Here is a 13,302-nt window from a genome sequence, read left to right on the forward strand (position 1 = left end):
AATGTGAAACCACGGCAAATTCCGTTACTGGGCACGTGTGCGTGAACAGTAAGAATTAAATGCGGGAGACAGAACGTGGCAACGAAAAAGAAACAGAACAAACTCTCTTATCTGGTTCGTGGCGGGATGACGGTTTTGACGACAGTACTGATTGTACTGTTTTTTTGCATTATGTCGATTGTGGGAAAAATTCAGGGAACTGCCCGCGTCGTAAACTATGCCGGACTTGTGAGAGGAACGACACAGCAGATTATAAAGCTGGAGATTGCGGGTTTCCCGCAGGATGAGATGATTGAGAGCGTGGCATCTTTTATTGTGGGACTCAGAGAGGGCAGTGATACATGGAATCTTGTCCGCCTCAATGATGCACAATTTCAGCACAAGTTGACAGAGCTGAGTGCAGATTTTGATGATGTGAGAGAAGAGATTTTGAAGGTGCGCCAGGTGGGATACCAGAATACCGACATCATTGCGGAGAGCGAAGCCTTTTTTGGCATCTGTGATGAGGCGACCGGACTGGCGGAGGCGTATTCCCAGAAAAAGGCGACTGCGCTGAGTTATCTTGAACAGGTCGTGGTATTGGATACGATCGGTCTGGTGATTCTGATCGGAATTGAGCTGGTTAAAGCTCTGCGATATGCGGCGATGAACCGAATTTTGCAGAGCAAGGTCTATTTAGATGAGGCGACCGGTCTTCCGAATAAGAATAAGTGCGAGGAGATTCTCAGCACACCCGAGCTTGCGGGGGAGAATGGAGCGACTGCGCTCTGTGTCTTTGACTTAAACAATTTGAGGACGATCAACAACAGCTTGGGACATGCAAAAGGAGACGAGTACATTCGAAATTTTGCGGTGGAGCTGAGAAAGGCGCTTGCGTCGGAATATTTTGTCGGGCGAAATGGCGGAGATGAGTTCCTTGCAGTTCTGCATGGTCTGAACCATGAGGAAGTCCAGAATTGCATGGCACAGATTCGGACGCATATGGCGGAGTACTCGAAGGGACATCCGGAGATGCCGATCAGTTATGCGGCGGGATATGCACTGTCGGATGATTTCCCAGAGTGCACGATGAGAGAACTTTTCCGTTATGCGGATAAGAACATGTACATTGACAAGAACCGGGCGAAGATGGAGGAGGCGATAAAGGAGAAACAGATCAATCTGAGTGTTCTCAGGTTCATAAAAGAAAAAGGATTTTCCTTTACGGACTGTGTGTACTGCGATGGACAGCAGGATCAGTACCGGGTACTGCGTGCAAGTTCGTCCTTCTTCCTCGCGGACGATGGAAGTTATTCCGGAGCGGTGGAACAGATTGTGCAGGAGCTTTCGACTCCGGAGACGAGGAAGAAACTCTGGGAGGAGCTTCAGCTCTCATATCTGAAAAAGACGCTCTCCAAAACGCATGAGAAGAGCGAGTATCTTTGTCAGTATCCGGAAGGCGACCATATGAGAAGAGGGCGCTTGACGATCCTCTATTGTGATTCCAATGCACATGGAGAACTGCATCACTTTGTGCTCGGATTTGAGTATTTCCGCGACTCTGCACAGCTTGAGGCGATTGAGAAACGCCAGCTGACCCGCTATTACGAGCAGATGAAGCAGTCGATCCTTGAGAACAGCAATTACGTCGATGCGCTTCTCGAGACGGCTGAGATGGTCTATACCGTAGATCTAACAAATGATCGGATTGAAAAGATTTTCTATCGGGATGCGGAGGCTCGCCACTTTGAGCTCGGGATTGAGCTTCCGTGTTCTTACAATGAATATTGTGAGGGACGACGGAAGTTTATCTCAGGTGAGACGATGGAGAACTATCGAATTGCAGATTCCTCGGAAAAACTGTTGGAACGTTTTAACACGGGCGCAAAACAGGTTGCAGTCGAGTACCGGGAACTCGATGCAAAGAAAACGCTGATCTGGCTTCAGAAAATGATTCTGATGTCTCAGGACCCCGTTTATGATGATGAGAGTGGAGTTGAGCGCAGTGTTGTGCATGGAATGATTCTCTTCAAGAATACTTCGGTGTTTCATGAGCAGGAGAAGATGGAGAGGGAACGTCTTCAGGTTGCATTTAAGAAGGCGGATCTTGAGAGCAAGGCAAAGACAGAATTCCTGAATCGCATGAGTCATGACATTCGGACACCGATCAATGGAATCATGGGAATGGTCGATATCATTGCGAGGAATAAGGAAGATCCGGAAAAGGTAGATGTCTGCCTTGAAAAGATTCGACTCTCCTCCACGCACTTGCTGGCGCTTGTCTGCGATGTGCTTGAGATGAGCAAGATGGAGGCAGGACACTTTGTTCCGGAGAGAAAGCCGTTTGATATTGAGGAGTTGATGAATGAGGTTGCATCGCTGATCGAAGGTCAACTGTCGGAGACTGGAATTGTCTATCATGCATACCAGGAAAATCTCAGCCATGTTCATCTGCTCGGAAGTCCGCTTCATCTGAGACAGATTTTGCTGAATATCTTGAGCAATGCGATCAAGTATAACAAGCCGAATGGAACAATCGATGTCTACACGAGGGAGGCATCGGCCGATGAGAAGACGGTTGTCTATGAGTTTAAGATCACGGACAGCGGAGTCGGAATGAGTGAGGACTTTGTGAAAAACAGATTGTTTGAGCCGTTCAGCCAGGAAAAAACGGATGCCCGAACACATTACATGGGAACCGGGCTTGGTATGTCGATCGTGAAAGAGATGGTCGCAAAGATGAACGGAACGATACAGGTTCAGAGCCGTGTCGGAGTTGGGACAACGTTTGTCGTCACAATTCCATTTGAGCTTGATGTGCAGGCGAGTCAGGTTAAGAATACGCAAAATGGATCGGCTGCGATTGGAAATCAGACTGAAATGTATTCAGAAGATGGGGCGGAGACAGAGAATTTAGAAAAAAACATGTCAAAAGAAGGCACATCAAAAAAAGATATATTAAAAAAAGAGCTTGCCGGAAAGAACATTCTTCTTGCGGAGGACAATGAGATCAATATGGAGATCGCAGAGTTTTATCTGACGGATTATGGCGCAAGCGTTGATCAGGCGTGGAACGGGCAGGAGGCAAGCGAGAAAGTTGCAAAAGCTCCTCCGGGAACTTACGATATCATTTTGATGGATGTGATGATGCCGGTGATGGATGGACTTACGGCGACGCGCAAAATTCGTGCGATGGAGTCTTCGGATATCGGGGCGATTCCGATTCTTGCGATGACAGCGCAGTCTACCGCAGAGAGTTATGAAGAGTGTCGGGAAGGCGGGATGACTGGATATCTGACAAAGCCAATCAACCCGGAAGTGATGGTGAAAGAGATTTTGCGGGTTTGTGAAGTTTGCAAAGACCAATAAAAGGAAATGTAAAAGAGAATAAAGAATAAACGAAAATAAAAGAAAACGTAAAAGAGAATAAAAGGGAAAAGAGTGTGACGGATTATGAGAGAAAAAGAGATAAAAGGAACCCTTTTTTCCAATCAGGCGCTGTGGTGGTTGATTGCGCCACTTGTGGTGGAGCAGATTCTGGCAGTGACGGTCGGAATGGTGGATACGGTGATGGTTTCAAGTGCGGGAGAGGCGGCGACATCTGGTGTCTCTCTGGTGGATATGATAAACACGCTGATCATCAATATTTTTGCGGCGATAGCGACGGGAGGAGCTGTTGTATCGTCGCAGTATCTGGGACAGAAGGACAAGAATAAGGCGTGTCAGGCGGCAGATCAGTTGCTTTTGATTACGGGAATTATCGCAGTCGGTATCATGGTGTTGTGCCTGATTTTCCGCAGACCGTTTCTTTCGATTTTGTACGGAGAGATTGAGGCGGATGTCATGCAGAATGCGCTGATTTATCTGATTCTTTCTGCCTTATCCTATCCGTTTCTGGCAGTGTACAATTCATGTGCGGCGCTGTTTCGATCGATGGGAAACTCCAGAATTTCGATGCAGGTTTCGATTCTGATGAATGTGATGAATGCAGTGGGCGACTATGTATTCATTTTTGGATTCCACTGGGGCGTGGCAGGTGCGGCACTTGCTTCTCTGATTTCGAGAATGACTGCCTGCGTGATTCTTTATCTGAGACTGAGAAATCCGGTGCTCGACATTCATGCAGGGGCACATGGAATTCACTGGGATGGAAGAATGATTCACAGGATTTTGAATATCGGAATTCCGAGCGGAGTGGAGAATAGTATCTTCCAGCTTGGACGAGTGCTCGTCGTCGGTATCATTGCGGGATTTGGAACGATCCAGATTGCAGCAAATGCAGTTGCAAATAACCTCGACTCGATGGGCGTGCTTCCGGGAAGTGCGATGAATTTGGCGATGATTACGGTGATTGGTCAGTGTGTCGGAGCGGGGGACTACGATCAGGCGCAGTATTACACGAAGAAGCTGATGACGGTGACGTATGCGGTTAATATGGTGACTTGTCTTGCGGTGCTTGGAGCGATGCCGATGATTCTGAATCTGTACGGATTGTCGGATGAGACACTTGCGCTTGCATCGACGCTGGTGTTGATTCATGATGGCTGTGCGATCCTTTTGTGGCCGTCGGCATTTACGCTGACGAGTGTTCTGCGTGCGGCAAATGATGTGAAGTTCCCGATGGTGGTCTCGATTGGATCAATGATCGTTTTTCGAATTGGATTGAGCTATATCGTCGCAATTGGAATGGGACTCGGAGCGATCGGTGTGTGGATTGCGATGGTTGTGGACTGGATTGTGCGCGCGTCGTTCTTTATCTGGCGTTATCGCAGTGGAAGGTGGAAGATCTATTATCGCGCGGAGTAAGAGTGTGGGACTAGATTGATTTCGTTTGGGAATGTCATTCGATTTATGTGTGCGTGCATATGTAGCGAGCTGTCTGTGAACAATCTTAGACAACTAAAGCGGGAAAGTCGTTGCCGAAGCAACCGCGCCTCGGCGCAAGAATGTGCCAAGGCACATTCTTTTTTTTAGATCATTCAAATCAGGCTTCCGATCAGGTAGACCACAAACGAGGCGATCCATGCGATTGCGCATTGCATCAGGACAACGGCGAAGGCCCAGCGTCCGCCGAGTTCTCTGCGGATGCTCGCGATCGCGGCGACGCACGGGGTGTAGAGCAGGCAGAAGACAAGCAGGCTACCGGCTGAGAGTGGACTGATCGTGGATGTCAGAATCGCGGTGCTTCCAAACAGGACGGAGAGCGTTGCGACAACACTCTCTTTTGCCATGAATCCGGTGATCAGCGCGGTGGAGATCCGCCAGTCGCCAAATCCCATCGGGGCGAAGAGCGGGGCAATCATACCGGCTACGCAGGCGAGGATGCTGTCTCTCGAGTCGGTGACGATGTTCAAGTGCAGGTCGAATGTCTGCAAGAACCAGATTGCGAGTGTCGCCATGAAGATCACGGTGAACGCTTTCTGGAGAAAGTCTCTTGCTTTGTCCCAGAGCAGGTGACCGACGTTTTTTGCTCCCGGCATGCGGTAGTTTGGCAGTTCCATGACAAACGGAACGGCTTCTCCGCGAAACAGCGTCTGACCGAAAATGAGTGCCATGAGAATTCCCATAAAGATTCCGCCAAAGTAGAGGATCGCCATCACAAGTGCGCCATGTTTTGGGAAGAAGGCACTTGCGAAAAATGCATAGATCGGCAGTTTTGCGGAACAGCTCATGAACGGAGTCAGAAGAATTGTCATCTTGCGGTCACGCTCAGATGGGAGTGTTCGACTCGCCATGACACCGGGAACCGTGCATCCGAATCCGACAAGCATTGGGACAATGCTTCGACCGGACAGACCGATTTTACGGAGCAGTTTGTCCATCACGAAAGCGACGCGCGCCATGTATCCGCTGTCTTCAAGCATCGAGAGGAAGAAGAACAGCGTGACGATAACAGGCAGGAAGCTCAGCACACTGCCGACACCGTTGAAGAGACCGTCAATCACGAGAGATTGGAGGACATCACTGACGTTCCAGGCAATCAGGAGATTCTGAACGAGGTCGGACAGCGCAGAGATGCCTGCATCGAGGAGCGACGAGAGGAAAGCACCGATGACCCCAAATGTCAGGTAGAAGACGAGCCCCATGATGCCGACAAAGCAGGGGATTGCAGTATATTTTCCGGTCAGGATGCGGTCAATCTGTACGCTTCGCAGATGTTCTTTACTTTCTTTCGGTCGAACAACCGAGGCATCGCAGACTTTTCCAATGAAATCGAAGCGCATGTGGGCGATCGCAGCGGAACGGTCAAGACCGCGCTCTTTCTCCATCTGGCAGAGAATGTGCTCAAGTGTCTCCTGCTCGTTCTGATCGAGGTGCAGACTTTTTAAGATCAGTGGATCGCCTTCCGCAAGCTTTGAGGCGGCAAAGCGCAGGGGAATATCGGCGCGCTTGGCGTGGTCCTCAATCAGATGCATGATTGCGTGCAGACAGCGGTGAACCGCACCACCGTCGTCATTAACATCGCACAGGTCCATTTTTCTTGGACATTCCTGATACTTTGCGACGTGGACGGCGTGGGAGATCAGCTCGTCAATTCCCTCGTTCTTGGATGCGGAAATCGGGATCACCGGGATTCCGAGCATTTCCTCCATCTTGTTGATCATGACGGAACCACCGTTGGCTCGCACTTCGTCCATCATGTTTAATGCGAGAACCATCGGAATGTCAAGCTCCATCAGCTGCATCGTCAGATAGAGATTTCGCTCGATGTTTGTCGCGTCGACGATGTTGATGATTCCCTTCGGGTGATCGCGCAGGACGAAGTCGCGGGTCACAAGCTCCTCGCTCGAGTAGGGCGACATCGAGTAGATGCCGGGAAGGTCGGTCACGAGGGTGTCTTTGTAATTTCGGATCACTCCATCTTTTCGGTCGACAGTCACGCCTGGGAAGTTTCCGACATGCTGGTTTGAGCCAGTCAGCTGATTAAACAGGGTGGTTTTTCCACAGTTCTGATTTCCGGCAAGTGCAAAAGTCAGGATTGTCCCGTCAGGGAGTGGGTTCTCTGTGGATTTCTCGTGGAAGCGTCCGCCCTCTCCGAGTCCCGGATGAGGAAGGGTTTCCGCATCCGGAGCCGGCATTGGAGGGATCATCTTTGCATCCCGAATGTTCTCAATTTCGATTTTTTCTGCATCCGCTAAACGCAGGGTCAGTTCATAGCTGTGAATCCGAAGTTCCATCGGATCGCCCATGGGAGCATATTTCACCATGGTAACCTCGCCTTTTGGAATCAGACCCATATCGAGGAAGTGTTGGCGCAGTGCGCCCTCTCCCCCGACAGAGCGGATTGTAGCAGTTTTTCCGATTGGTAAGTCTCGCAGTGTCATCTCTGTACCTCTTCTGTATGAAATCGTAGTGTGAAATAACTGAAAATACTTGATTATTGAGAAAAACTATCAATAATCAAAATAACCGTATGAAAAAACAGCAGATTTGTCAAGTATTATTTCTGTTCTTCCTGACTGCAAATCGCGAGCCGGTGCTGATATTTTTCCCGGGTCGCAAGTCCACCGCGAATGTGGCGCTCGGACTTGTTGATGTTTAAGACGATCCGGGCGCGGGCAGCGAGGGATGGATTGATATGTTCAAGCCGGTCTGTCACATCCTTGTGAACCGTGCTCTTGCTGATTCCGAATTTTTTTGCAGTCTGACGTACTGTGGCATTGTGGTCGATGATGTAATTGGCGATTGCAACCGCCCGCTCTTCAATATAATCTTTCATGAATGTCCTTCCGAACACGTTTTTTACATCCTATTAGAAAAAAAGGAAAAGTATGTGTGAAACAGGGAAACTTGTAAGTTGTTTTGAGGAAAACTTGTTGAGGAGATTTTTTTTAAACGAAAAGACAAATAACTCAAAATGTCCGCGTGATAAAAACATTTGTATTTTAAAGGCGAATTGTGTATAATAGAACAGAAAAATCTATACAGAAAGAAGAAAAATCTATGAAAAAGCTGTTTGAGGCATGGAATCAGATCAGTCTGGTAAAACGGATTGTGGTAGGTCTGATCATCGGAACAGTTCTGGGTCTTGTGTGTCCCGGAACAGGGGGAGTTGCAATTCTTGGTGATGCGTTTGTCGGAGCGCTGAAGGCGGTGGCACCGCTTCTGGTCTTCTTTTTGATCGTCAGTTCGCTCTGCTATTCCGGAAAGAGTCACGGTGGTGTGATCCGGACCGTTATCATTCTTTACATGTTCAGCACTTTTCTTGCGGCTGTGATTGCAGTCGTATCGAGCATGCTGTTTCCGGTATCCCTGACGCTGAGCGCGGAGGCAGCTGATATGTCAGCACCGCAGGGAATCGCGGATGTGCTGAGAAATCTGTTAATGAATATTGTGTCGAATCCAGTGAAATCCCTGATGGAGGCAAATTATATCGGAATTCTGTTCTGGGCAGTTCTGCTCGGTTTCGGTCTGCGCGGTGCCGGGGAGGCGACGAAAAAGATGCTCAATGATCTTTCGGGTGCTTTTTCAAGGGTTGTGACCTGGATCATCAGCTTTGCACCGTTTGGTATCCTCGGTCTTGTATACAACACGGTGTCGACGAATGGTCTGTCAGCATTCACCGAGTATGGAAAGCTGCTCGCGGTGCTTGTCGGCTCGATGCTTTTTATCTACTTTGTGACGAACCCGATTCTTGTATTCTGGTGCATCCGCAAGAATCCGTTCCCGCTGATCTTCAAGTGCCTGAAAAAGAGTGCGATCACTGCATTCTTCACGAGAAGCTCTGCTGCGAATATCCCGATCAACATGGAAGCCTGTGCGGAGATGGGACTTGATAAGGATACCTACTCTGTAACGATCCCGCTCGGCTCTGCGATTAATATGGACGGAGCAGCGATCACGATCACGGTAATGACGCTTGCGACGGCACACACACTGGGAATCAATGTGGATATTCCGAGTGCGATTGTCCTGAGTATTCTTGCAACGCTCTCCGCATGTGGAGCATCCGGCGTCGCAGGCGGTTCCCTGCTTCTGATCCCGATGGCATGTGGACTCTTTGGAATTCCGAATGAAGTCGCTATGCAGGTTGTTGGAATCGGATTCATCATCGGTGTGATTCAGGATTCTGTTGAGACGGCACTGAATTCTTCCTCAGATCTTCTTTTGTCTGCTTCCGCAGAGTTCAGACAGTGGAGAAGAGAGAATAAGGAGATTGTTTTTTAGGACATCAGGTTCTGTGAGAGAAAATCAGGTTCAAGGGGGAACCGGCAGGAGAGTTGTGCCGGTTTCCCCTTTATTATTTCATCAGAAGGGGATTGTTTCCCTTCCTGAGAAAGTTTGCGATATCCCCACTTTTACAAGAGAGGGACATCCGCTCTGAGTTATATTTGGTTTTACAATCCCTTGATTTTATGGTATGCTTGACGATGTTTTTATGGTTCATGGCAAGATTTGGAATTCGATGAAGAAAGGAAAATTGCGCCATGTTCCCCGTGATTTTTTGTTACGAAAATATGAAAGGACATAGAAATTTATGTTACAGACAATTGAGACAATCAACACCGCCGTGAATAATTTCATCTGGGGAGTTCCGGCGATGGTCTGCATTATAGGTGTAGGACTTTATCTGAGTCTTCGCACCCGGTTTCTCCAGATTCGGAAATTCCCTTACGCAATTCGCACGACAATCGGACGAATGTTCCGCAAGAAAAATGCCTCAGACGGAGCAATCACCCCGTTTCAGGCAGTGTGTACCGCACTCGCGGCGACGGTTGGAACGGGAAATATCGCAGGTGTAGCGGGAGCAATCGCAATCGGCGGTCCGGGAGCGGTCTTCTGGATGTGGGTTTCTGCAATGCTCGGCATGTGCACAAAGTTCGCGGAAGTAACGCTTGCCGTTCATTTCCGTGAGACGAATGCGGAGGGCGATCAGGTCGGCGGTCCGATGTACTATATCAAGAACGGACTCGGCAAGAAATGGATCTGGCTTGCTTATCTCTTTTCAGCATTCGGTGTGCTGACCGTATTCGGAACCGGAAATGCGACTCAGGTAAACACCATCACGACTGCAATTAACTCTGCACTTCTGAATTATCAGGTGATCACAGAGGAGAATGTCAGAATGTCGAATCTGATTATCGGTGTGGTGATCGCTGTTCTCGTCGCTCTGATTCTGCTTGGAGGAATCAAGCGAATCGGACAGGTTACGGAGAAGCTCGTTCCATTTATGGCTCTGCTCTACATCATCTTGGCACTTGGCGTAGTTCTTGTGAACTTCCGCGTTGTTCCGCTTGTGTTCACTTCCATCTTTGAGGGAGCATTTAAGCCGGCATCGGTTACGGGCGGACTTGTCGGAAGCATGTTTATGAGCATGAAGAAGGGCGTTTCCCGCGGTATCTTCTCGAATGAGGCGGGACTCGGAACCGGATCGATTGCTCATGCATGTGCGGATACGAGAAAACCGGTCAAGCAGGGGATGTTTGGAATCTTTGAGGTGTTCACTGACACGATTCTGATCTGCACCCTGACTGCTCTCGTCATTCTTTGCAGTCAGGTGTCAATCGCTTACGGAGAGCCAGCAGGCGCAGAGCTGACGATTCAGGGCTTTACCTCCACCTACGGCAACTGGGTATCGATTTTCACCGCAGTTGCAATGTGTTGCTTTGCGTTCTCAACGATCCTCGGCTGGGGACTTTACGGAGCACGATGCATTGAGTTTTTGTTCTCTGAGCGCGTGATTCGCCCGTTCATGGTGGTGTATTCCCTCGTTGCAATTCTCGGTGCGACCGCAGATCTCGGTCTGATGTGGAACATTGCGGAGACGTTCAACGGACTGATGGCAATCCCGAACCTGATTGCACTTTTCCTGCTCGCAGGAACGGTTGTGAAGCTGACACAGGAGTATTTTGCAGGAAATGATCAGTAGGATATCAGTAGAATGATTCGTAGAAGCAGAATGATCAGTGAAATGATCGGCAGATCGAGCAGATTGAAAAACGTTTTATAAAAACCCTTCATAAACCTTCAAAAAAGTTTGTTCAGGCGAATTTTTTCAGGTTGTCCAGAATGTTTTCGGACGATCCATGAAAAAATTCGCCTTTTTTGTTCTGACGTTGACTTTCTTTTCTTCTGCCTGTAAGATACGCACTAACACCGAAGCGCAGGAAAAAAGAAAAACAGAAAACGCAGAAGAAAATGCAGAGTTTGAGAGGGCGCGGACGGGAAAGAGGAGGACATGATTATGAGAAAAAGACAAATGCTTACATGGATCACGGCGGTAACACTCGGAATGAGCCTTTTAAGCGGATGTTCCAAAAGCTCCGGACAGGCAGAGAACACGACAACTGCTGGCAGTGCAGTTTCAAGTTCCGCTGAGACGAAGACGAGCGAGACAAGTGGAAACAACGATTTGAAGGTTGTCCGTGAAGCAGTCATGTCCAACAACTTAGACCAGTGGCTTGCAATCATCGGAACGGAAAAAGGATTTTTTGAGGACGAGGGCATTAAACTTGAGGTCACGGAGTTTGCAGCAGGAATCAACACAGTGGACGCAATTGTGACCGGGCAGGCAGATATTGGAGTTCTCGCTGATTATGCGGCAGTCAACCGAATCGGAAATACACAGGATAAGACAAATTTGAGAATTCTGTTTCGTCTTGCACAGGGCGCAGGAAATTCCCTTTACGTGAATCCGGATAAGGTAAAAGATCTCTCAGATCTGGCAGGTCAGGGCTTTATCACTCTCCCGGGAACAGCATGGGATTACTGGAATGCAGTGACTTATGAGAAGGCAGGAATTCCTGAGGATCAGCAGAATCTTGTGAGAGTCGACAGCTCTCAGGCAGGTCTTGCGGTGATGACGACCGGTCAGGGCGTGGCGTTCTGGGCTGGCGGAGTCGATGCAAAGAAGCTTGAGGAAGCCGGAATGAAACCGCTCGTATCGATGGATGAGATTGGACTCTACACAGACCAGTATCTGATCAGCTCAACGGAGTATCTCGCAGAGAATCCGGAGACGATTGAGAGCTTTGTGAAGGCGCTCAAGACGACTCAGGAGTGGGTTGAGGAGAATACCGATGAGGCATCCGAGATTCTTGAGAACAAGCTGAAAGTTCCGAAACAGTAGTTTATTGACAAATTTGGCAATTACAAGATGGATCTCGACTTCCCGGAGGAGGCTGTGGAGCATTTTGACGGCATTAAGGCGTGGGCACTTGAAAATGGAAAGTTTGCAAAGGACTATGATGTGAACGATTTTACCGATCTGACTGCAATCAAAAAATTATATCCGGATAAGGTGGCTGAGTGATATGTACCTTGAACTGAAAAACATTAATAAAAAATTTGGAGATTATCAGGCATCGGATCAGGTGTCCTTCTCAATAGAAAAAGGAACGCTCGCAGCTCTTCTTGGACCGAGCGGAAGCGGAAAGACGACGATTCTCAGAATGATTGCAGGTCTCGAACATCAGGACAGCGGAGATGTCTTCATTGATGGTGTCTGTGTCAACGATGTGCCGGTCGAGAAGCGTGGAATCGGATTTGTATTTCAGAACTATGCGCTCTTTCCCTATATGACCGTCTACGACAACATTGCGTATGGACTGAAACTCAGAAAGCAGGATAAGGAGACGATCAAAAAGCGAGTGACAGAACTTCTCGATCTTGTCGGTCTTCCGGGACTCGAAAATCGTCTCCCGGGACAGCTCTCAGGTGGACAGAGACAGCGCGTCGCATTTGCCCGTGCGCTTGCTCCAGATCCTCAGCTTCTGCTTCTCGATGAGCCGTTTGCGGCGATTGACGCGAAAGTCCGCAAGGAACTGCGCGCATGGCTCAAGCAGATGGTCGAACAGCTCGGCATCACGAGCATTTTCGTCACCCATGATCAGGATGAGGCAGTCGAAGTCGCGGATGAGATCATTGTGACGAACCGTGGAAGAGTCGAGCAGAGCGGAACACCGATTGAGATCTACAAGAATCCGAAGACTCCGTTTGTCGCCCAGTTTATCGGAGAGTCGATTAAGTTAGAGGGATACGACAAACTCAAGGGACTCTCTGCAAAATTCGGAGAGTCCGAGGCAGTGATCCGACCGGAGTTTGTCAAGGCAGTGCGCATCGGGGAGGCGGTTGATTTTCCGAGTGCCTACGAGCACGGTGTTGTCGAGGAGACTGCATTCCGTGGAAGTTACACGGAACTTCAGATCAATGTGAAGGGATTGAAGATTTCAGCATCGTGGGGACTTGAGGAGGAACCGTTAAAGCGTGGCGATGAGGTGGATGTGCTGATTTACCGGCTCTATGTGTTCCATGACGGGGAGGCACATCTTCTGAAGAATGAGCTTCTGACCCCGGGTGATGTGTTCTATATTTAGTCAACCT

General features: G+C 48.9%; 9 protein-coding genes. 7 read left to right on the forward strand and 2 right to left on the reverse strand.

The features are described 5' to 3' along the window. Nucleotides 1–75: 75 nt before the first annotated feature. Nucleotides 76–3,348 carry an ATP-binding protein gene (locus AC4EVX_RS01860; RefSeq protein WP_490159440.1) on the forward strand — a complete coding sequence of 1,091 codons (3,273 nt, stop codon included), beginning with the start codon at nucleotides 76–78 and terminating at the stop codon, nucleotides 3,346–3,348. Between the two features lie 84 nt (nucleotides 3,349–3,432). Beyond that, complete coding sequence (locus tag AC4EVX_RS01865) at nucleotides 3,433–4,785, forward strand: MATE family efflux transporter (RefSeq protein WP_490159441.1); 1,353 nt, start codon at nucleotides 3,433–3,435, stop codon at nucleotides 4,783–4,785. 173 nt (nucleotides 4,786–4,958) lie between these two features. Here the strand turns inward: AC4EVX_RS01865 and feoB are convergent, their stop codons facing one another. Then, entirely contained in the window at nucleotides 4,959–7,304 is a 2,346-nt protein-coding gene (gene feoB / locus AC4EVX_RS01870; RefSeq protein ID WP_177978234.1) for a ferrous iron transport protein B, read from the reverse strand. A gap of 116 nt (nucleotides 7,305–7,420) precedes the next feature. After that, the gene (spoIIID, locus tag AC4EVX_RS01875) at nucleotides 7,421–7,699 is read right to left on the reverse strand and encodes a sporulation transcriptional regulator SpoIIID (RefSeq protein WP_177978235.1); all 279 of its coding nucleotides are present in this window, start codon (nucleotides 7,697–7,699) and stop codon (nucleotides 7,421–7,423) included. Nucleotides 7,700–7,923: 224 nt separating this feature from the next. Here spoIIID and sstT point away from each other — a divergent pair, with 224 nt between their 5' ends. The 5 genes from sstT (at nucleotide 7,924) to AC4EVX_RS01900 (ending at nucleotide 13,295) form a co-directional block, all read left to right on the forward strand. After that, nucleotides 7,924–9,147, forward strand: coding sequence for a serine/threonine transporter SstT (gene sstT, locus AC4EVX_RS01880; protein WP_177978236.1), 1,224 nt, complete (start codon nucleotides 7,924–7,926; stop codon nucleotides 9,145–9,147). Nucleotides 9,148–9,457: 310 nt separating this feature from the next. Next, complete coding sequence (locus AC4EVX_RS01885) at nucleotides 9,458–10,849, forward strand: amino acid carrier protein (protein WP_177978237.1); 1,392 nt, start codon at nucleotides 9,458–9,460, stop codon at nucleotides 10,847–10,849. A gap of 315 nt (nucleotides 10,850–11,164) precedes the next feature. Further along, a complete protein-coding gene (locus AC4EVX_RS01890; protein ID WP_490159442.1) occupies nucleotides 11,165–12,049 on the forward strand; it encodes an ABC transporter substrate-binding protein in 885 nt (294 codons plus the stop codon). 27 nt (nucleotides 12,050–12,076) lie between these two features. Next, nucleotides 12,077–12,232, forward strand: coding sequence for a hypothetical protein (locus AC4EVX_RS01895; RefSeq protein WP_490159443.1), 156 nt, complete (start codon nucleotides 12,077–12,079; stop codon nucleotides 12,230–12,232). Between the two features lies 1 nt (nucleotide 12,233). Beyond that, nucleotides 12,234–13,295 carry a sulfate ABC transporter ATP-binding protein gene (locus AC4EVX_RS01900; protein ID WP_177978239.1) on the forward strand — a complete coding sequence of 354 codons (1,062 nt, stop codon included), beginning with the start codon at nucleotides 12,234–12,236 and terminating at the stop codon, nucleotides 13,293–13,295. Nucleotides 13,296–13,302 lie beyond the last annotated feature (7 nt).

Source organism: Brotaphodocola sp. (assembly GCF_983179755.1).